The following is a 19714-nucleotide window of genomic DNA, read 5'->3' on the forward strand; positions in this document are numbered from 1 at the left end:
CTCGTCAGGGTTTCGCCAGCGCCTGCTGGAGCGGTGTGTGTACCAGGCCATGGGCCTCGGCCACCGCCTGGTACATGATCTTGCCATTATGCACATTCAGGCCATGGGCCAGATGCGCATCCTCGTTCAACGCCCGGCGCCAGCCCTTGTTGGCCAGAGCCAGCACGAACGGCAGGGTGGCGTTGGTCAGGGCCAGGGTGGCGGTACGGGCCACGCCGCCGGGCATGTTGGCCACGCAGTAGTGCACTATGCCATCCACCTCAAAGGTGGGTTGCTGATGAGTTGTCGGCCTGCTGGTTTCAAAGCAGCCGCCCTGATCAATCGCCACATCAACCAGTACCGCCCCTTGGGGCAACTTTTTCAGCATGTCACGGGTCACCAGCCTGGGTGCCGACGCACCGGGTATCAATACAGCCCCAATCACCAGATCTGCACAGGACAGCTCGGCCTCAATGGCGTCGGCGGTGGAATACTGGGTCTTGATGCCGGGACCATACATGGCGTCCAGCTGGGTCAGCCGCGGCAGCGACTTGTCGAAGATGGTCACATCGGCACCCAGCCCCATGGCCATACGCGCGGCGTTGATGCCGACCACACCGCCCCCCAGCACCAGCACCCGTGCCGGTGGCACACCGGGCACGCCACCCAGCAGCACGCCTCTGCCCCCTTGTGCTTTTTCCAGACAATGGGCACCAGCCTGCACCGCCATGCGGCCGGCCACTTCACTCATCGGTGCCAGCAACGGCAGCCCGCCCTGCGCGTCGGTCACGGTTTCATAAGCAATGGCGGTGCAGCCCGATGCCAGCAGACCTTTGGTCTGAGCCTCGTCGGGGGCCAGATGCAAATAGGTAAACAGCACCTGGCCAGGCTTAAGCCGTCGATACTCTTCGGGTTGAGGCTCTTTTACCTTAACGATAAGCTCAGCCCCGGCAAATAACTCAGCGACATCGGCCACCAGTCCGGCACCGGCAGCAACATATTGCTCATCACTGAACCCCACGCCGTCTCCGGCACCGGTTTGCACCCGAACCCGATGTCCGGCGCGGACCAGCTCGCGAACACCGCCGGGCGTCATGCCCACCCGGTATTCGTGATTTTTAATTTCTTTGGGTACTGCGATATCCATGTTCGCCCCCTGTGTGCGTTCGTGTTTTAGAGTAGAATGCCGTCATAACACGGCCGCCTGTATTATGTAGTATCGTCTCTTCTGTTACAGAAGCCCGAGCAACATTCTGCTTGCGCGACAATTAAGGTTCAAATGAAACTTACAGGAGGAACACCGCCATTATGGATATTGGCCTTCGTCTCAAAACCATTCGCCTGCAGGCAAAGCTGTCTCAGCGTGAGCTGGCCAAACGCTCCGGCGTGACCAACGGCTTTATTTCCCAGGTTGAGAAGAACCAGGTCAGTCCGTCTATCGGTTCACTGAAAAAGTTGCTGGATGGTTTTCCCATGACACTGGCGGATTTTTTTGCCGAAGAAGAGAGCGAAACCACCAAACCCGTTATTTACCCTGCCAGCGAGCAGCCCGAGCGGGGTACCGGCGATATCAGCTACCGCCTGATTGGCAGTGGCTTTCCCGAGCGAAACATTACCTTGCTGCGGGAAACCATGCCGGTAAATGGCGATACCGGCCATGATTTGCTCAGCCATCCCGGCCAGGAATGCGGCGTGGTCATAGCAGGCCGGCTGCTGTTGCTGGTCGGTGAACGCCGCTTTGAACTGAGTCCGGGGGACGGGTATTACTTTGACAGTACCGAACCCCACCGCTTTGTTAATATCGGCGATACCGAGCTGCATATCGTTTCTGCCAGTCAGCCCCAGGGGCGCTGAGCTAAAATGTCGGCGGCGTGGCCGCCGAGATCAGTTCGCACACTTCCGTACCCGGATTTCGAAAACGATGGGGCTGGTTGGTATCAAAGTAATAACCGTCACCGGCTTTGAGCACCCGGCATTCCTCCCCCACGGTAATCTCGATTTCCCCGCTCAGCACCAGGCCGGCTTCCTCCGCTTCGTTACTGAGCATATCCGGGCCGGTGTCGGCACCGGGCGGATAACACTCTTTCAGCAGCGCCAGCCGGCGATCACCGTCAAGCGGCCCCACCAGCCACATGGTGACCCCGTTGCTGCCACACTTCACCAGTTCATCAGCATGGAAAAACACACGCCGTCCGGATCGCTGCTCCAGGCTGAAAAAAGCGCCCATGGAAATGGGAAAGCCATCCAGTACCCGCTTGAGCGTTGCCACCGACGGATTGACCGCTGCCTGCTCTATTTGTGAAATCAGGCTGTTACTCACCCCGGCCCGCTTGGCCAGCTCCCGCTGAGTCAGGCCGTGCTGGTTGCGCAGCCACTTCAGACGTTCAGGCAGGTCCATGATCTGCTCCTCAGCCGGCCCGGGCGGCGGCGGCTTCCTGTGCCCGGCGCTTTTCCGAACGGGCCATCAACCACCAGCCGATAAAAGTCACCAGAGATACAATCACGATAATAATGGTGGCCAGTGCGTTGATCTTGGGACTCACCCCCAGCCTGACACTGGAGAACACCACCATCGGCAAGGTAGTAGCATTGGGCCCGGAGACAAAGCTGGCAATCACCAGATCATCCAGCGACAGGGTAAACGCCAGCAACCAGCCGGCAATAATGGCCGGTGCAATAATCGGCAGGGTGATCACAAAAAACACCTTCAGCGGCCGCGCCCCCAAATCCATGGCGGCTTCTTCCAGTGAACGGTCCAGCTCTCGCAGCCGGGAACTGACCACCACGGCCACATAAGCGGTACAGAAGGTGACATGCGCAATCCAGATGGTGCTGATCCCCCGCTGCGCCGGCCAGCCCACCAGATCACCCATGGCCACAAACAGCAACAGCAGTGACAGACCGGTGATCACCTCCGGCATAACCAGCGGCGCTGTGATCATAAAGGCAAAGCCGCCCTCCCCCCGGAACCGGCCGATGCGGGTCAGCACAAAACCTGCCACCGTGCCCAGCACCACGGCGGTGCTGGCGGCAAAAAAGGCAATGGTCAGGCTAAGCCCCACCGCCTGCATCATCATGTCGTCGGCCAGCAACTCACCATACCATTTGGTGGACCAGCCGGCCCACACGGTCACCAGCCGGGAGCTGTTAAAGGAATAGATGATCAGCAGCAACATGGGCGCATACAGAAAGCCAAACCCCAGCCAGAGAATAAGCGGTCGCAGGCGGGAACGGCTGACGGGAATATTGTTCATGGCTCAGCCCTCCATTTCTCTGCGCTGAATACGGTGGAACCACATAATGGGCACCATTAACAGCAACAGCATCACACTGGCCACTGCCGCCGCAACCGGCCAGTCCCGGTTATTGAAGAATTCCTGCCACAGCACCCGGCCAATCAGCAAGGTATCGGGGCCACCCAGCAGCTCGGGGATCACGAACTCGCCCACCGCCGGAATAAACACCAGCATGGCACCGGCAATAATGCCGCCTTTTACCAGCGGCACGATGACCGTAAACAGGGTCGTTACCGGCCGGGCCCCCAGATCGGCAGACGCTTCCACCAGTGAATAATCCAGCCGCATCAGCGCGGTATATAACGGCAGCACCATAAAAGGCAGATAGGCATACACAATACCAATGTAAACCGCGGTATTGGTGTTAAGGATCTGCAGCGGCTGTTCAATGGCGCCCAGCCAGATCAGGGCATTATTCAGGAAGCCGGTATTGCCGAGGATCCCCATCCAGGCATATACCCGGATCAGAAACGAGGTCCAGGATGGCAAAATCACCAGCATCAGTAACACATTGCGGGTAGAGGGTTTGGAATGAACAATGGCCCAGGCCATGGGAAAGCCAATCAGCAGACAAAGCAGGGTCGAGATGGTCGCCACCTTAAGCGACTGCAGGTACGACTGGATATACAAGCTGTCACTGAGCAGGAACAGATAGTTGCCGAAGTTAAGCACAATTTTCAGCTGTTCATCGGCAAAACTCAGCACCTCGCTGTAAGGCGGAATGGACAGCGCCGCTTCCGACAGACTGATCTTGAACACGATCAAAAAAGGCACCAGAAAAAACAGCAGCAACCAGGTATAGGGCAGTGCAATCACCAGCCGCTGGCCGGTGGCGGTTTTCACCTTTTTCATGGTCAGCTCCTCAGGTCATGAGCACGGCGCAGCTGTCTGCATCCCAGCGCAAAAACACATGATCACCCCAGGTGGGGCTGTTACGGCGGTGACGCTCAACATTGGGCAGGGTGGCCAGAATGCGTTTGCCCGAAGGCAGGCGCACATGGTAGATGGACACATCCCCCAGATAAGCAATTTCGTCTACCGTCCCCCGCAAACGGTTATAGGGCTGCTCCGGCTCATCAAAGGATAAATGCATTTTTTCCGGACGCACCGCTATCATGATCGGCAACCCCTCACCAATGGAAACGCCATGCTCAATTTGCAGCGGCCGCTTCACATCAGGACAACGGATCAGGGCGCTGTCGGCCTCATTGCTTTCCAATACGCCGTCAAACACATTCACCGAGCCGATAAATTCGGCACTGAAACGACAGTTGGGATATTCGTACACATCCAGCGGCTCACCCACCTGCACCAGCCGGCCCTTGTTCATAATGGCAATGCGGCCGGCCATGGTCATCGCCTCTTCCTGGTCGTGGGTCACCATCACACAGGTCACCCCCACCTTTTCAATAATGTTGACCAGCTCCAGCTGCATCTCTTCCCTGAGCTTTTTGTCCAGCGCGCCCATGGGTTCGTCCAGCAGTAATAACTTGGGTCGCTTGGCCAGGCTGCGTGCCAGCGCTACCCGCTGACGCTGGCCGCCGGAGAGCTGATGTGGCTTGCGTTTGGCGTAGTCTTCCATATGCACCAGCTTCAGCATTTCCGCCACCCGCTCGGCAATTTCGGCACCGGGCAGCTTGTCCTGCTTCAGGCCAAAGGCGATATTGGCTTCCACCGTCATATGCGGAAACAAGGCATAGGACTGAAACATCATATTGATGGGCCTGTCATAAGGCGGCACATCGGCAATATCGACACCGTCGAGAAAGATTTCTCCCTTGCTGGGCGGCTCAAACCCCGCCAGCATGCGCAGCAAAGTAGATTTACCGCAGCCCGAAGCACCGAGCAGAGCAAAAATTTCTCCCCGCTGCACTTCCAGGCTCACGTCATCCACCGCCGGCTGACCGTCGTAAAATTTGCTGACGCCGCGAATATTCAGAAACGGCGCTGTCACCGCACTAATAGCTTGTTCCTGCTCTGGCATGCTTGTCTCCGTGTTGCTTGCTCAGCGTGAACCCTGCAGCTCCGCGAGCAGCACCAGCAGGGCAGCCTCCTTCGACACGCTTCAATGAACGTTCGTCAAATCCGGCAATCCTGCTGTTGCCGCTTCCGTCACAATGCAGACAATTGTGTAATAAGGGCCTGTTGCACAGACTCAGCCCCCGTTACTCCCGCGCAGGCGGGAGTTCATTCTGAAAACAACGCTGCCGTTTGCTTATTTTCCGGTTTTCACCCGGGTCCAGGCGCGGGTAATCACCCGGTTTACCTTTTGTGGCAGCAGCTTGGCGGTATAGAGCTTGTCTGCGACTTCCTGGCTGGGGTAGATACCCGGATCATTCAGGATGTCGTCATCCACAAACTCATTGGCGTTTTTGTTGGGGTTGGCATAAGCCACATAGTTGGAGATATCACCGATCACTTCCGGCTTCAGCAGGTAATCAATCAGCGCATGGGCATTGTCCGGATGCTTGGCATCTTTGGGGATGGTCAGCATGTCCACCCACATCAGGGCACCTTCTTTGGGAATGCGGTAAGCCACCTTTACGCCCCTGTCGGCTTCATCGGCTCTGTCCCGCGCCTGCAGTATGTCGCCGGACCAACCCACCGCCACACAGATATCGCCATTGGCCAGATCGTTGATGTATTTGGACGAATGGAAATAGGTGATATGAGGGCGAAGCTGCATCATCAGCTCGGTAGCAGGGCCGTTATAGTCCGCAGCATTGGTGCTGTTTGGATCCAACCCCTGATAATTCAGCGCGGCCGCAAAGATTTCGGTGGGCGCATCCAGGAAGGCCACACCACACTGGCTGAGTTTTTCCAGGTTTTCCGGTTTCATCACCAGATCCCAGGAATCTACCGGTGCATCCTCACCCAATGCCTCTTTTACCTTGTCGACGTTATAACCAATGCCGGTGGTCCCCCACAGGTAGGGAATACCATACTGGTTACCGGGATCTTTTTCTTCCAGCAACGCCATAATGCGCGGATCCAGGTTGTCATAATGGCTCAGCCTGGACTTATCCAGTGGCAAAAAAGCCCCGGCCTGAATTTGCCGGCCCATAAAGTCACCGGTAGGTACCACCACATCAAAACCGGTATTCCCTGCCAGCAACTTGGCTTCCAGCACTTCATTGGAGTCAAACACATCATAAGTGACCGCAATGCCGGTGGCCTGGGTAAACTTGGCCAGGGTGTCTTCGGCAATATAATCAGACCAGTTATAAAAATTCACCTGGGCCGGCTCCGATGCCTGAGCATTCAGAGCCAGCGCTACGCCGGCGGCCAGCAGGCCAGTGTTAAAAACAGGGTGTTTAGCCATGGTGCTTTCCTTGTCGGTTACTGAGGGTGGTCAGGGTCAGATCCAGGGCGCAACGCGCCTTTTCAATCAGTTCGTCCACCTGCTCACGGGTAATAATCAGGGGGGGTGAAATAATCATGGTGTCGCCCACGGCACGCATGATCAGGCCAGAGTCCAGGCTGTGTTCACGGCAGACAAGGCCGGCACCGGCCTCTTCAGGAAAGCGGGTCAGACTGGTTTTGTCCGCCACCAGCTCCAGGGCTGCCACCAGCCCCAGGCCCCGGGTTTCGCCAACCAGAGGATGATCACCCAGACTTGCCCAGCGCTGTTGCAGATAGGGGCCGATATCTTCATGCACCCGTTCCACTATGTGCTCTTTTTGCATCACTGCTATATTGGCCTGCGCCACTGCACAGGCCACCGGATGGCCGGAATAAGTGAAGCCATGAAAGAACTCGCCGCCGGCAATCAGGGTGTTCGCCACTCGCCCGCTCACTGCCACGGCCCCCAGCGGAATGTAGCCGGAGGTAATTCCCTTGGCCATGCACAGCAAGTCCGGAACGATGCCGAAATGCTCACTGGCAAACCAGTGGCCAGTTCGGCCAAAGCCGCAAATGACTTCGTCAGCCACCAGCAAAATATCGTATTTTTTGCAGATACGCTGAATTTCCGGCCAATAGCTGTCGGGGGGAATAATGACACCACCCGCACCCTGCACCGGCTCGCCGATAAAGGCCGCCACCCGTTCCGGGCCCAGCTCCAGAATTTTCTGCTCCAGTTGCTGTGCCCGCTCCAGACCAAAGGCATGGGGATCAACGCCTTGCCCTTCACCAAAGTGATAGGGCTGATCAATATGCACTATATCCGGCAGCGGCAGCCCGCCTTGCCGGTGCATGGGCTTCATGCCCCCAAGGGAGGCCCCGGCCAGGGTGGAGCCGTGATAAGCATTGTGACGGCTGATGATAACGGTGCGTTCCGGCCTGCCCTGCTCCGCCCAGAAGTGGCGAACCATACGCACCACGGTGTCGTTGCACTCCGAGCCGGAGCCGGTAAAGAACAGGTGCTTCAGATCACCGGGCAGAATCTCCGCCAGGGTTGCGGCAAGCTTGGCCGCCGGCGGATGCGTGGTCTGAAAAAACAGATTGTAGTAAGGCAGTTGCTGCAACTGGGCGTTGGCGGCGGCAATCAGCTCCTGCCGGCCATAACCCAGGTTGACGCACCAGAGTCCGGCCATGCCATCGAGCAGGCGGTGCCCGTCAAGGTCCCATAAATATGCCCCTTCTCCCCGCTCTATGACTCTGGCACCTTTCTGATGCAGCGCCCCGCTGTCGGTAAAGGGATGCAGATGATGGGCTGCATCCAGTTGTTGTAACGACTCCCTGCTGAACTCCGCCATGCTTCACTCCCTGTGCTTGTTGTTTATACGTTGAGCAGTAGAAACTCCCGCTCCCAGGCGCTGATCACGGTGAAAAAGGCCTCATATTCCTTGCGTTTGACCGCAATAAAGGCCTGAACAAAACGCGATCCCAGAATGTCACGCAACTCCTCGCATTGCTCCAGTTCCTGCAAGGCCTCTTCCAGATTTCGGGCCAGGCCAAAGGGCATATCGTAAGCATTGCCAACGACTTCCTCCGTGGGTGCAATACGCTGTTTCATGCCGAGATAACCGCAGGCAAGACTGGCCGCCAGAGCAAGGTAGGGGTTGGCATCGGCACCGGCAAAGCGGTTTTCAATGCGCCGATCAGCAAGACCCGAACGAGGCACCCTCAGCCCCACGGTACGGTTATCCTCACCCCAGGCCATATTGCGGGGGGCCGAGTCGCCAAAGGCCAGCCGGCGGTAGGAATTAACATTGGGTGCAAACAGCGCCACGGCAGCGGGAATATAGCGCTGCATGCCACCGATAAAATGCAGAAACAGCTCACTGTGACTGCCATCAGGGTTGGCAAACAGGTTGTTGCCGCTGGCATCTACCAGACTCTGATGAATATGCATGGCGCTGCCAGGCTCATTTTTCATCGGCTTGGCCATAAAGGTGGCGTACACATTATGCCGCATGGCCGCCTCACGCATGGTGCGCTTGAACAAAAACACCTGATCGGCCAGATCCAGCGCATCACCGTGAATAAAGTTGACTTCCATCTGGGCTGCACCCGACTCGTGGATCAGGGTATCCACCTCCAGCTCCTGCGCCTCGCAGAAGTCGTACATTTCTTCAAAAATCGGATCGAATTCATTGACCGCATCAATGCTGAACGACTGCCGTGCAGTTTCAGGCCGGCCATTGCGGCCAATAGGCGGCTCCAGCGGATAGTCCCAGTCTTCGTTTTTCTTGACCAGGAAGAACTCCAGCTCCGGTGCCACCACCGGCCGCCAGCCCTCCCGCTCGTAAAGTTGCAGCACCCGGCGCAGCACACTGCGGGGAGCCATTTCTACCGGGTTGCCATCGGCGTCAAAACAATCGTGGATCACCTGAGCCGTGGGCTCACTGGCCCAGGGCACTAAACGGGGAGTATTGATATCGGCATGCAGCTCCATATCCCGCTCGGTCCAGTCGATATGCTCATCATCGGGCCAGTCGCCGTTCACCGTTTGCAGAAAAATATTGTCGGGCAGACGCATGCCACCCTCTTTCAGAAACTTGCTGGCGGGCAATATTTTGCCCCGGGCATTACCGGTAAAATCGGGTAACAGGCACTCAACCTCTGTGATGGCATGCTGCTGCATCCACTGACGCAGCCAAGCCATATCGCGATTTTCAGGATCTTGAACACTCATAATGACGCTCTGGGTGAAAAACACATTCGTCAGCATAGTCCATATTGATGTAAAAGTATGCTAGACATAGACATAGCTAACGAGCAAGAAAAAAACCAATGTTAATCACATGTAGTGCATGCAGCTTTACAATTTAACAAAATTTCATGGATATTAAACAGGCTGAGTTTCAAGGATGGATCGTTTAAGGACACACTCATGACCAAACCCCGCAACCGGCCTAAGGCCGCTGACAAGAACACCCCGCCCTGGGCTGATTATCAGTCCGTTGATTTAATGCTGTGTGACATCAACGGCGTTATTCGCGGAAAACGTATTCAGGCCAGTGCCTTTGAAAAAGCGCTGGAACAGGGGATCAGCCTGCCCGCATCGGTATTTGCCCTCGATATTACCGGACAGACAGTAGAAGAAACCGGCATGGGCCTGGCACAGGGCGACAGCGACCGGGTCTGCCGGCTGCTGCCCCACACCCTGGCCCCCGTCCCCTGGCATAAAATTCCCTCCGGGCAAATTCTGATGACCATGGAAGACACCGATGGCAGCCCTTTCTTTGCCGATCCCCGCCATGTCCTTCAGCAGGTCCTGGACCGGCTGAAAGCCAAAGGCCTGCATCCCTGCGTGGCGGTAGAGCTGGAGTTTTATCTGGTTGATCAGAAGGAAGGCGCCGACGGCCTGCCCCAGCCCCCCATTCTGCCCGGTACCGACGAACGCATGCACGACACTCAGGTGTATTCTCTCGACGATCTCGACAGCTGGGAAGACTTCCTGATACAGGTGGCCGAGGTATGCAAACTGCAGCACATCCCTGCCGACAACGCCGTGGCCGAATATGCTCCGGGACAGTTTGAAATCAACCTGACCCATCAGCACGATGCCGTGGCGGCCTGCGATCAGGCCATTCTGCTCAAACGGGCGATCAAGGCCATTGCCATCAAGCAAGGCATGTACGCCACTTTTATGGCCAAGCCCTACAACGGTCAGGCCGGCTCGGGTATGCATATTCATGTCAGCCTGCTCGACGACGACGGAAATAATGTGTTTGCCGGCGATCACGAACTATTGCGCCAGGCCATTGCCGGTACCCTCAGTATGCTGCCCGAATCCATGGCGCTGTTTGCGCCCAATGCCAACTCCTTTCGCCGGCTGCAGCCGCATATGTTTGTACCCCTGCACGCCAGCTGGGGCTTTGACAACCGCACCGTGGCGGTGCGTATTCCGTCAGGTGATCCGGCCAGTACCCGGCTGGAGCACAGGGTGGCCGGTGCCGATGCCAACCCTTATCTGGTAGTCGCCGCCATTCTCGCCGCGGTGGATCATGGTCTCAGTGAACAGTTACATCCGCCAGCCCCCATCCAGGGCGATGCCAATAAACTGGACCTTCCGCTGCTGCCCTACCGCTGGCAAAACGCCCTGGACAGATTTGCCCAGTCACACCGGTTATCGCAATATCTGGGCAAGGAGTTTCACCGGGCCTACCTTATCAACAAGCGCTTTGAGCTGGCCGAGTTCGATCAACACGTCACGCCGCTGGAATACCAGTGGTATCAGCACCTGGTTTAAGATTTAGGAGCCTTTATGCAGCCTCACGCCGATTCCTATTATGCCGCTTCTGCCCACCCGGCGCCGGAGTACCCTGCCCTGCACGATAACCTGGAGGTGGATGTGTGCATTGTAGGGGCCGGAATCACCGGCTGTGCCGCCGCACTCAACCTGGCCGAGCGAGGTTACAGTGTGGCGATGCTGGACAGTCGCCGGATCGGCTGGGGGGCCTCCGGGCGCAGCGGTGGCCAGATGATTTTTGGCTATGCCTGTGAGCAAGCCACTCTGACCAGACTCGTGGGAGACAAAGTCAGCCGGCAACTGTGGGATATTTCCACCGAAGCCCTGCAGCAAATGCGCCAGCGCATTAAACAGCATAATATTCAGTGCGATCTGGCCAACGGCCACCTGCATGCTGCAGTCAAGCCACGGCATATGAAAGAGCTGGAAAGCTGGGCTGACAGCCTGCGCAGGGATTACGGTTATGACTCGCTGCAGATGTGGAGCCGGGAGCAGGTACAGGAGCAGATGAGCAGCAATGCCTACCTTGGCGGCCTCTATGACGCTGCCAGTGGCCATGTGCACCCGCTTAACTATACGCTGGGGCTGGCAGGTGCGGCGGCAAAGGCCGGTGCACGCTTTTTTGAATACACCCCCGCAACCCGCATTGAACAGGGTGAACATCCGGTGGTACATACCCCTCATGGTCTGGTGCGCTGCCGCCACCTGCTGTTATGCGGTAATGCATATCTGGAAGATATCGCCCCGGACATTGAACGCAAAATCATGCCGGTTGGCACCTACATTACCGCCACCGAGCCCCTGGGTGAGCAACGGGCCAAATCGCTCATTGCCAATAACATGGCGGTGGCCGACATCAACTTTGTGCTCGACTATTTCCGCCTGAGTGCCGACCACCGGCTGCTGTTCGGCGGACGGGTCAGCTACTCCGGGCTGGATCCGGTGAACCTGGCGGCATCCATGGGCAAGCGTCTGCGTCATGTGTTCCCTCAGCTGACGGAGGTAAAACAACAGTACACCTGGGGGGGCTACGTGGGCATCACCATGAACCGGGCACCTCACTTCGGCCGGCTGAATGGTAACGTCTATTTTGCCCAGGGCTTCTCCGGTCACGGCATCGCCCTCACCGGTATGGCCGGCAGCCTGATGGCCGACGCTATCGCCGGCAGTGCCGAACGCTTTGATTTGTTCTCCCGCATTCCGCACCGGGACTTTCCCGGTGGCCGGCTATTGCGCACGCCGGCACTGGTACTGGCCATGGCCTGGTACCGGCTGCGGGATCTGTTGTAAATGTGAGCGGAATATGCTCCAGTGAAGACAGGAACAAGGAGGCGGCCTGATGGAGCAACTGGAGTTTTTTGATGTACCCAGCCCCTGTATTGGCGTCTGCCAGGTTAACAACAGGGGCTACTGTAAAGGCTGCTTCCGCAGCCGGGACGAGCGCTTCAACTGGCTGAAATATACACCCGCCCAGCGCCGGGACGTGATCCGCCTGTGTCAGGATCGCAAACGCCGGGTACTGGCTGCCGCCCGCAAGAAACAGCTGGAGCTGGAACTCGAGCAGCAGAATGCACCGCCTCAGGACACACTGCCACTGTAATATGAACCGTATAGCATATTGTTACCCTCGCGAAGATGCTGACGGGAGTCCATGCATGGCCCGGCATAATTCGACCGTAAGACGCCGTGTTTCTGGGTTCCCGTCAGCACGGGAATGACGGATATCAAAGCAATGTCATCCTCGTGAAGGTGCTGACGGGAGTGACGGCCAAACGCTCACTTATCAGCCCGGCAATGCTTGCCGCTGGCTCATGCTCCAGATGCATATGGTGGCCACCATCGAGCACCTGTAAGGTGAGATCGGGCACCAGATCAAGCAACGGCCGGACACCCTCAAGCTCATTGCCGTGTTTGGCCATCAGCAGCAGCACCGGCATGCTCAGCCTCTGTAAAAACGCCGCAACCTGCTCGTCACACAGGCGCACTACCGACGGCTGCGACAGCGCAATATCATGTTGCCAGCACCAGCCGTCCGCGGTTTGCTTAAGGCTGCGGGCCAGCAGCCATTTCGCCGCCTCCCTGCTCACCGGGTAACGCCCGCTCATGCGTGCCTGTAAGGCATCGTCGAAGCTGGCATAAGGCCGCCATCCGCGACGGCGAATGCGCTTGCCTTTTTTCAGCGCCGCCGCCATTTGCTCGGGCAGCGTGTCAGCGGCATAAGTGCGCGGGGCCAGACCGTCAAGCAGGAACAAGCGGCTTACCCGTTCGGGAAAAGCCCCCGCCAGCAGGGTGGCCACACTGGCCCCCATGGAATGCCCAAGCAAGGCCACGGTCTGCAGCTTCAGGGCGTCGAGCAGGGCCAGCACATCGGCTACGTTGTCCCAAATGTAATAGGGTTGCCCGGGAGCACGGTGATCCGAGCGGCCATGTCCGGCCAGATCCGGTGCAATCAGCCGCACCTCGGGTAATAGCTGTGCCAGCAGGGTAAAGCTGGCCGCATTATCCAGCCAGCCGTGCAGCGCCACCAGCGGCACTCCATCGGCCTTGCCCCACTCCATGACCGCCAGCCGGCGGCCATCAAGGTCTATGTGGTATTCCCGAGGCTCAGTCATGCCAGGATTCAGGATATTTGTAGCCTTCGAAACGTTTTACCGCATAGTCTCTGAATGACTCGCTGTTATAAGCCTCAATAACGTCCTGCACAAAATCCTTGTTTTTGTCTTCGCCGCGCACCACTACCCAGTTAATAAAGTCATAGCTGCGTTCGAGAAACAAACCTTCGCTGAAGGGAATGCCGCTCGACGCCGCATAGTTGCCGTTGATCACCGAGAAGTCCACATCCTGACGCGAACGCGGCAGCTGGGCCGCTTCCAGCATGATTAGCTTGATGCCGTAAGGATTATCGGCCACATCAAACTCGCTGGCTTTCAGGGGGTCAATACCTTCTTTCAGCGTCAGCCAGCCCATTTCTTCCAGCATCAGCAACGCCCGGGCCTGATTGGTGGGGTCATTAGGAATGGCTACCGTGCTGCCTGCCGTCACTTGTTCCAGTGAGTCCGATTTGCCGGAATAGAGCCCCATCGGGCCGGTGGGCACCTGCGTAATGGGGCTCAGTTCCAGTCCCCGGCTTTGACTGAAGGTATCCAGATAAGGCTTATGCTGGAAGCAGTTCACATCCAGCGAGCCTTCAGCGAGAGCCAGATTGGGCATGACATAGTCAGTGAACTCCACCAGCTTCACCGTGTATCCCTGCGCTTCCAGTTGAGGCTTGATGGACTCGGTCACCATGTCGGCAAAGTCACCCACTGTGGTGCCGATCACAATTTCTTTTTTGCTCTCGTCCACTGCCAACAGCGGAAAAGAGCACAGGGCCAGTAACGGCAGAGCGAGGGAAAGACGGGACATGAGCACTCCTTTGGCAATTGAATAACGCAAAAAACAGACGTTTAGACGTCCATAATATTAAAGCGGATTCAAACAGGCAATGGATTTCTTGGCTAAACGCCCCGCTCATTGTTCCAGATAATCACATGCAGCTGAGGCAACACCCTGGCCTCAAACCAGCCGTCGGCCGTTACTTTATCCACCAGCCAGCGCAGCCTGGCATTAAGGGCATCAAGATCGGTTTCCCGCTCCGGCTCGTCCGGGGTAGCCGGTACAGGATTACAGGGTTGCAGGGTAAGCGGCAGTTGCGGGTACTGCGCAGCAAACTCCCGCGCCCACCGGTAATCGGTCTCGTCGGCGATCACCAGCTTGAGCGTCACACGGGTGTGCTCACCGGCTGCGGCCAGACATTCACCGAACCTGCTTTGGCTGAAGGCCATGCCGGACGAGGGAGGCTTGGGACTCAGGGTCAGGTGATCCAGCTGGCCAAACCACTTCTGCGCTTTGCTGCCCTGGGTTTCAATGGCAAAGGTATAACCCTTGTCATGCCCCAGTTGCAACAGGTCACCCAGCGGCTGCAGCGCCGGATTGCCACCGGACAGGGTAATCAGCAGCGGCCGGCCGCCGCTCAGACGCTCCACTTCAGCCAGTACCGCTCCGGCGCTCATCGGTGTCCAGTCAGCCCTGAAACGGGGCTCAACCGCATACAGGGTATCGCACCAGCTGCAGCGGAAGTCACAGCCACCGGTACGCACAAAGACGGTAGGAACCCCGGTCAGGGCCCCTTCCCCCTGAATGGTGGGGCCAAAGATTTCGCTGATGGCAATCATGGCCGGAACTCTGCCCAGGTTTTGGGGGTTTCCGACACCGCCACGGCACTGACCTCGGGCCAGCGCACGCTCGCCCAGTCATACAGGTGCCGGGCCAGCCGTTCGGCAGTAGTGCACTCGTTCCCCAGTACCTCGTTGAGATGACGATGGTCGAGCTTGTCGTCGATATACTCTTTAAACGCCTTGAGCTCGAGGTAGTCACGCACAAAGCCGTACTGATCGAGCTGTTCGCTCTGCAGCTCGATCACCACCACATAGTTATGGCCGTGCAGCCGGGCACAGGGATGCCAGTCGGGCATTTGCTTGAGCTGGTGGGAGGCGGAGAAATGAAACTCCTTTTTAATGGTGTACATTAAGCCCCCTTCACCCTGGCCACCGCATCGCGCCAGTATTGTTCGTCTTTATAAGGAGTAGGATCGGCCACCCCCGCCAGCACCATGGCCTCAATGCGCTCCACGCAGGTACCACAGCGGCCGCAATGCACTTCGCCACCTTCGTAGCAGGACCAGGTCTCGGCTACCGGTACACGGTAACGGGCTGCATCGCGGGCGATCTCGGTTTTGTCGGTGTCCACATAAGGTGCCAGCAACGCCACTTCGGCCACGCCGTCGAGGGCCCGGGCCTGCATCTCGCCAAACAGGCGGATAAAGTCGGGCCGGCAATCGGGATAGATGAAATGGTCGCCACCGTGCACCGCCAGGGCCACCGTATCGAGGCCGCGGGCGGCAGCCACGCCAAACGCGATGGTCAGCATGATGGCATTGCGGTTGGGCACCACCGTAACCTTCATGTTTTCTTCGCTGTAGTGACCGTGGGGCACATCAATGTCATCGGTGAGTGCCGAGCCGGAAAGCTGGCGACCGATATGAGCGATGTCCATAACCAGATGAGGAACACCGAGGCGCTCGGCACACAGGCGGGCGGCCTCGATTTCTTTTTTATGACGCTGACCGTAGTCGAAGGTCAGCAGAGCGCCGAGGGACTGCTCCGCCGCCAGCCGCCAGGCCAGGGTAACGGAGTCGAATCCACCGGAGCAGATCAACAGTGCTTTCATATTGTGTCCTTGTTTTGTCCGGGTAGGCTGCGACCGGCTTAAAAATCGGAGGCCATTGTAACGGTCCGGTAACACATGTCTAGTTTTATCTGAAGATGGTTTCGCTGGAAGCTGGCCACAAAAAAGGGCGCCGAAGCGCCCTTTGAATCCACTTTATGGATTAGTGCTTGGCGTGCTCCGCCAGGTACAGCCAGGTGTCGATGACGGTGTCCGGGTTAAGGGAGACCGAATCAATACCCTGCTCCACCAGCCAGGCAGCGAAGTCAGCATGATCCGAAGGTCCCTGACCGCAGATCCCCACGTACTTGCCAGCCTTGCGGGCGGCCTGAATGGCCATGGCCAGCAGTGCCTTGACCGCCTCGTCACGCTCGTCGAAGGAGCCGGCCACCAGACCCGAATCCCGATCCAGGCCCAGGGTAAGCTGGGTCATGTCGTTGGAGCCGATGGAGAAACCGTCAAAGTGAGCCAGGAACTTATCGGCCAGCAGGGCGTTGGACGGCAGTTCGCACATCATGATCACCTTGAGGCCGTTCTCGCCGCGCTTGAGACCATTTTCTCCCAGGATATCGATCACTGATGCCGCTTCATCCAGTGTACGCACGAAGGGGATCATAATCTCGACGTTGGTCAGGCCCATCTCTTCGCGTACCCGCTTCATGGCTTCACATTCCATGGCAAAGCAGTCCCGGAAATCTTCGGAGATATAGCGGGAAGCACCACGGAAGCCCAGCATCGGGTTTTCTTCATCCGGCTCGTAGGCATCGCCACCGAGCAGATTGGCGTATTCATTCGACTTGAAGTCGGACATACGCACGATCACCCGCTCCGGCCAGAAGGCGGAGGCCAGTGTGGCGATACCTTCTGTGAGCTTGGCGACAAAGAACTCCCGCGGGCTGTCATAACCGGCGATAATTTCATCAATTTTGAGCTTGAGATCAGCACTTTGACCGTCATAGTTCAGCAGCGCCTTGGGGTGCACGCCAATCATGCGGTTAATGATGAACTCCAGACGAGCCAGGCCCACGCCGGCGTTGGGCAGCTGCGCGAAGTCAAACGCCCGGTCCGGGTTGCCCACATTCATCATCACTTTCACCGGAGAAACAGGCATGGAGCCTACTTCAGAGGTGTTCACGCTGAACTCCAGCTTGCCATTGTAGATGAAACCGGTGTCGCCTTCGGCACAGGAAACCGTGACCAGCTGACCGTCTTTTACCAGTTCGGTGGCATTGCCACAGCCCACCACAGCGGGGATACCGAGTTCACGGGCAATAATGGCGGCATGGCAGGTACGTCCACCCCGGTTGGTGACGATGGCGGCGGCCCGCTTCATGATCGGCTCCCAGTCCGGGTCGGTCATGTCAGTCACCAGAACGTCGCCGGCCTTGATTTCATCCATCTGATCAATGGAGTCGATAACCTTGGCAGTACCGGCACCAATCTTGTGACCAATGGCCCGACCTTCGGCAATCACATCGCCCTGCTGACTGAGTGCAAAACGCTCCAGCACATTGGCATCCTGACGGCTGCGTACCGTTTCCGGACGGGCCTGTACGATATAAAGCTTGCCGTCTGCACCATCTTTTGCCCACTCAATGTCCATCGGACGCTGGTAGTGCTTTTCGATGATCATGGCCTGCTTGGCCAGCTCCATCACTTCGTCATTGGTGAGGGAGAACTGACGGCGCTCTTCCCGGCTGGTTTCCTTGATATCCACCTGCTTGCCAAGTTCGGCACCGCCGGCGTAGATCATTTTCTGCAGCTTGGAACCCAGTGTTTTACGCACCACCGCAGGGCGGCCGGCCTTGAGCGTCGGCTTGTGCACGTAAAACTCATCGGGGTTCACAGCACCCTGCACCACCATTTCACCCAGACCCCAGGCGGAAGTCACAAACACCACCTGATCAAAGCCGGACTCGGTGTCCAGAGTGAACATGACGCCAGAGGCAGCAATGTCGGAGCGCACCATGCGCTGAATACCGGCAGACAGTGCCACCCCTTTGTGGTCATAACCCTGGTGCACACGGTAAGAAATGGCCCGGTCATTAAACAGAGAGGCGAACACATGCTTGATGGCTTCCATCACCGCATCCAGGCCGCGGACGTTGAGGAAGGTTTCCTGCTGACCTGCGAAAGAGGCGTCGGGCATGTCTTCGGCGGTGGCAGAAGAGCGCACCGCAAAGGAGGCAGCGTCACCGGCTTTGCCACACAACTCCGCATAAGCATCGCGAATGGCGTTTTCCAGCTCAGGCTGGAAAGGAGTGTCAATCACCCACTGGCGAATGGACTTGCCTGCCTCACCGAGAGCAGCAATGTTGTCCACATCGAGTTTGTCGAGCAGATCGTGAATACGATCATTAAGTCCGCTCTGCTCAAGAAATTCGTTAAACGCATAGGCGGTCGTCGCAAAGCCACCGGGTACCGATACACCGGCACCGGCCAGCTGGCTGATCATCTCGCCCAAGGAGGCATTCTTGCCACCAACCCGGTCTACATCGTTCATGCCGAGTTGTTCATACCAAATCACATATTCCTGCACTGCCACGTCTCCACAAAAAGGGGTTGGGATATCCGTATCTCATCAGATTTCTGTGTAGGGTCAGGACCTTTGATATTGTTGTAATGATATGGGCCTGTACACGGTTTTGATTCTACAATGGCCCGGAAAAGCGGGTAAACGTCTTACCCGCTCCAATACGCGAAAGTGAGATCTGGAGGCCCTGTGCACACGGTTTTTTATGTTTCTGATGGGACGGCGATCACAGCCGAGGTATTCGGTCATGCAGTGCTGAGCCAGTTTCCCCTGCCCTTTGAGCAAATAACTTTTCCCTTTGTCGAGGATGAAGAGAAGGCGCGGGCCATCCGCGACCGCATCAACGACAGCTTTCACCAGAGTGGCAAACGCCCCTTGGTTTTTCATACCATCATTGATGACAAGCTGCGCAATATCATCATCGACAGCGAGGCCATGTGCTACGACTTTCTTAACACCTTCGTGGCTCCCATTGAGCAACAGCTGGGAGTAAAGGCCGAGCCCAGCGCACACAAGGCCCACAGCATCAGTAACAAGCACAATTACGATCTGCGAATTGATGCCGTCAACTATGCACTGGATAACGACGACGGCGTGACCACCAAGGAATATGATGAAGCCGACATCATACTGGTGGGCGTGTCCCGCTGTGGCAAAACACCCACCAGCCTCTATCTGGCACTACAGTTTGGCATTCGGGTCGCCAACTATCCCTTCATTGATCAGGACATGAAACAAGTGAGCCTGCCTCCGGCCCTCAAGGCCAACCGGCACAAGTTGTTCGGGCTCACCATTGACGCCGGCCGCCTGCAGGAAATCCGTCAGCGCCGCCGTGCCGACAGCCGCTATGCAGCCATTGAACAGTGTCGCTACGAACTGGACCAGGTCGCACGCCTGTTCCGCATGGAAGCGATCCCTTTTATCGACACCACATTTCACTCGGTTGAAGAAATTTCGGTGAAAATTCTGGAACGAACCGGCATCAGACGCAGGATTTACTAA

At 57.4% G+C, this 19714-nt stretch carries 19 protein-coding genes; 5 read left to right on the forward strand and 14 right to left on the reverse strand.

Going from position 1 to position 19714, the window contains the following annotated elements:
* Positions 1-4: 4 nt before the first annotated feature.
* On the reverse strand, positions 5-1126 hold the full coding sequence (gene ald / locus B6S09_RS06190) for an alanine dehydrogenase (RefSeq protein ID WP_094277632.1): 1122 nt from the start codon (positions 1124-1126) through the stop codon (positions 5-7).
* 161 nt (positions 1127-1287) lie between these two features.
* Between ald and B6S09_RS06195 the strand changes: the two genes are divergently transcribed.
* On the forward strand, positions 1288-1833 hold the full coding sequence (locus B6S09_RS06195; RefSeq protein ID WP_094277633.1) for a cupin domain-containing protein: 546 nt from the start codon (positions 1288-1290) through the stop codon (positions 1831-1833).
* A gap of 1 nt (position 1834) precedes the next feature.
* Here the strand turns inward: B6S09_RS06195 and B6S09_RS06200 are convergent, their stop codons facing one another.
* From B6S09_RS06200 to B6S09_RS06230, 7 genes are all read right to left on the reverse strand, one after another.
* Positions 1835-2377 (reverse strand): cupin domain-containing protein, encoded by a 543-nt coding sequence (locus B6S09_RS06200; RefSeq protein WP_094277634.1) that lies wholly within the window; start codon positions 2375-2377, stop codon positions 1835-1837.
* 10 nt (positions 2378-2387) lie between these two features.
* On the reverse strand, positions 2388-3233 hold the full coding sequence (potI, locus tag B6S09_RS06205; RefSeq protein WP_094277635.1) for a putrescine ABC transporter permease PotI: 846 nt from the start codon (positions 3231-3233) through the stop codon (positions 2388-2390).
* Between the two features lie 3 nt (positions 3234-3236).
* Positions 3237-4127: a putrescine ABC transporter permease PotH gene (gene potH, locus B6S09_RS06210; protein WP_094277636.1), complete on the reverse strand. Its 891-nt coding sequence runs from the start codon at positions 4125-4127 to the stop codon at positions 3237-3239.
* Between the two features lie 10 nt (positions 4128-4137).
* Positions 4138-5259 (reverse strand): putrescine ABC transporter ATP-binding subunit PotG, encoded by a 1122-nt coding sequence (potG, locus tag B6S09_RS06215; RefSeq protein ID WP_094277637.1) that lies wholly within the window; start codon positions 5257-5259, stop codon positions 4138-4140.
* A gap of 231 nt (positions 5260-5490) precedes the next feature.
* Positions 5491-6597: an extracellular solute-binding protein gene (locus tag B6S09_RS06220; protein WP_094277638.1), complete on the reverse strand. Its 1107-nt coding sequence runs from the start codon at positions 6595-6597 to the stop codon at positions 5491-5493.
* Positions 6590-7972: an aspartate aminotransferase family protein gene (locus B6S09_RS06225; RefSeq protein ID WP_094277639.1), complete on the reverse strand. Its 1383-nt coding sequence runs from the start codon at positions 7970-7972 to the stop codon at positions 6590-6592. Before B6S09_RS06225 ends, B6S09_RS06220 begins: the two co-directional genes overlap by 8 nt.
* 23 nt (positions 7973-7995) lie before the next feature.
* A complete protein-coding gene (locus tag B6S09_RS06230) occupies positions 7996-9354 on the reverse strand; it encodes a glutamine synthetase family protein (protein ID WP_416240419.1) in 1359 nt (452 codons plus the stop codon).
* Positions 9355-9552: 198 nt separating this feature from the next.
* Here B6S09_RS06230 and B6S09_RS06235 point away from each other — a divergent pair, with 198 nt between their 5' ends.
* Genes B6S09_RS06235 through B6S09_RS06245 form a run of 3 tightly spaced genes read left to right on the forward strand, consistent with a single transcriptional unit; the run spans position 9553 to position 12514 of the window.
* Complete coding sequence (locus B6S09_RS06235) at positions 9553-10914, forward strand: glutamine synthetase family protein (protein WP_094277640.1); 1362 nt, start codon at positions 9553-9555, stop codon at positions 10912-10914.
* 15 nt (positions 10915-10929) lie between these two features.
* Positions 10930-12204 carry an NAD(P)/FAD-dependent oxidoreductase gene (locus B6S09_RS06240; protein WP_094277641.1) on the forward strand — a complete coding sequence of 425 codons (1275 nt, stop codon included), beginning with the start codon at positions 10930-10932 and terminating at the stop codon, positions 12202-12204.
* Between the two features lie 49 nt (positions 12205-12253).
* A complete protein-coding gene (locus B6S09_RS06245) occupies positions 12254-12514 on the forward strand; it encodes a DUF1289 domain-containing protein (protein ID WP_094277642.1) in 261 nt (86 codons plus the stop codon).
* 124 nt (positions 12515-12638) lie between these two features.
* Here the strand turns inward: B6S09_RS06245 and B6S09_RS06250 are convergent, their stop codons facing one another.
* The 6 genes from B6S09_RS06250 to ppsA form a co-directional block, all read right to left on the reverse strand.
* A complete protein-coding gene (locus B6S09_RS06250; protein WP_094277643.1) occupies positions 12639-13526 on the reverse strand; it encodes an alpha/beta fold hydrolase in 888 nt (295 codons plus the stop codon).
* The gene (locus B6S09_RS06255; RefSeq protein ID WP_094277644.1) at positions 13519-14319 is read right to left on the reverse strand and encodes a MetQ/NlpA family ABC transporter substrate-binding protein; all 801 of its coding nucleotides are present in this window, start codon (positions 14317-14319) and stop codon (positions 13519-13521) included. Before B6S09_RS06255 ends, B6S09_RS06250 begins: the two co-directional genes overlap by 8 nt.
* A 92-nt stretch (positions 14320-14411) precedes the next feature.
* Complete coding sequence (gene queE / locus B6S09_RS06260) at positions 14412-15128, reverse strand: 7-carboxy-7-deazaguanine synthase QueE (RefSeq protein ID WP_094277645.1); 717 nt, start codon at positions 15126-15128, stop codon at positions 14412-14414.
* Positions 15125-15481: a 6-carboxytetrahydropterin synthase QueD gene (gene queD / locus B6S09_RS06265; protein ID WP_094277646.1), complete on the reverse strand. Its 357-nt coding sequence runs from the start codon at positions 15479-15481 to the stop codon at positions 15125-15127. The genes queE and queD overlap by 4 nt, the downstream gene beginning before the upstream one ends.
* Positions 15481-16182 carry a 7-cyano-7-deazaguanine synthase QueC gene (queC, locus tag B6S09_RS06270; RefSeq protein ID WP_094277647.1) on the reverse strand — a complete coding sequence of 234 codons (702 nt, stop codon included), beginning with the start codon at positions 16180-16182 and terminating at the stop codon, positions 15481-15483. The genes queD and queC overlap by 1 nt, the downstream gene beginning before the upstream one ends.
* 160 nt (positions 16183-16342) lie before the next feature.
* On the reverse strand, positions 16343-18718 hold the full coding sequence (gene ppsA / locus B6S09_RS06275) for a phosphoenolpyruvate synthase (RefSeq protein ID WP_094277648.1): 2376 nt from the start codon (positions 18716-18718) through the stop codon (positions 16343-16345).
* 183 nt (positions 18719-18901) lie between these two features.
* On the opposite strand from ppsA, the gene ppsR reads away from it, so the two are divergent.
* On the forward strand, positions 18902-19714 hold the full coding sequence (gene ppsR / locus B6S09_RS06280; protein ID WP_094277649.1) for a posphoenolpyruvate synthetase regulatory kinase/phosphorylase PpsR: 813 nt from the start codon (positions 18902-18904) through the stop codon (positions 19712-19714).

Source organism: Oceanimonas baumannii (assembly GCF_002245495.1).
GTDB lineage: Bacteria > Pseudomonadota > Gammaproteobacteria > Enterobacterales > Aeromonadaceae > Oceanimonas > Oceanimonas baumannii.

Excerpts from the sequence above, each read along its gene's own strand:
- potI (WP_094277635.1), bottom strand. The coding sequence starts at position 3,233 with ATGAACAATATTCCCGTCAGCCGTTCCCGCCTGCGACCGCTTATTCTC.
- B6S09_RS06235 (WP_094277640.1), top strand. The coding sequence starts at position 9,553 with ATGACCAAACCCCGCAACCGGCCTAAGGCCGCTGACAAGAACACCCCG.
- B6S09_RS06195 (WP_094277633.1), top strand. The coding sequence starts at position 1,288 with ATGGATATTGGCCTTCGTCTCAAAACCATTCGCCTGCAGGCAAAGCTG.
- B6S09_RS06245 (WP_094277642.1), top strand. The coding sequence starts at position 12,254 with ATGGAGCAACTGGAGTTTTTTGATGTACCCAGCCCCTGTATTGGCGTC.
- B6S09_RS06200 (WP_094277634.1), bottom strand. The coding sequence starts at position 2,377 with ATGGACCTGCCTGAACGTCTGAAGTGGCTGCGCAACCAGCACGGCCTG.
- potH (WP_094277636.1), bottom strand. The coding sequence starts at position 4,127 with ATGAAAAAGGTGAAAACCGCCACCGGCCAGCGGCTGGTGATTGCACTG.
- ald (WP_094277632.1), bottom strand. The coding sequence starts at position 1,126 with ATGGATATCGCAGTACCCAAAGAAATTAAAAATCACGAATACCGGGTG.
- B6S09_RS06255 (WP_094277644.1), bottom strand. The coding sequence starts at position 14,319 with ATGTCCCGTCTTTCCCTCGCTCTGCCGTTACTGGCCCTGTGCTCTTTT.
- queD (WP_094277646.1), bottom strand. The coding sequence starts at position 15,481 with ATGTACACCATTAAAAAGGAGTTTCATTTCTCCGCCTCCCACCAGCTC.
- B6S09_RS06225 (WP_094277639.1), bottom strand. The coding sequence starts at position 7,972 with ATGGCGGAGTTCAGCAGGGAGTCGTTACAACAACTGGATGCAGCCCAT.
- B6S09_RS06240 (WP_094277641.1), top strand. The coding sequence starts at position 10,930 with ATGCAGCCTCACGCCGATTCCTATTATGCCGCTTCTGCCCACCCGGCG.
- queE (WP_094277645.1), bottom strand. The coding sequence starts at position 15,128 with ATGATTGCCATCAGCGAAATCTTTGGCCCCACCATTCAGGGGGAAGGG.
- potG (WP_094277637.1), bottom strand. The coding sequence starts at position 5,259 with ATGCCAGAGCAGGAACAAGCTATTAGTGCGGTGACAGCGCCGTTTCTG.
- queC (WP_094277647.1), bottom strand. The coding sequence starts at position 16,182 with ATGAAAGCACTGTTGATCTGCTCCGGTGGATTCGACTCCGTTACCCTG.
- B6S09_RS06230 (WP_416240419.1), bottom strand. The coding sequence starts at position 9,354 with ATGAGTGTTCAAGATCCTGAAAATCGCGATATGGCTTGGCTGCGTCAG.
- B6S09_RS06220 (WP_094277638.1), bottom strand. The coding sequence starts at position 6,597 with ATGGCTAAACACCCTGTTTTTAACACTGGCCTGCTGGCCGCCGGCGTA.
- B6S09_RS06250 (WP_094277643.1), bottom strand. The coding sequence starts at position 13,526 with ATGACTGAGCCTCGGGAATACCACATAGACCTTGATGGCCGCCGGCTG.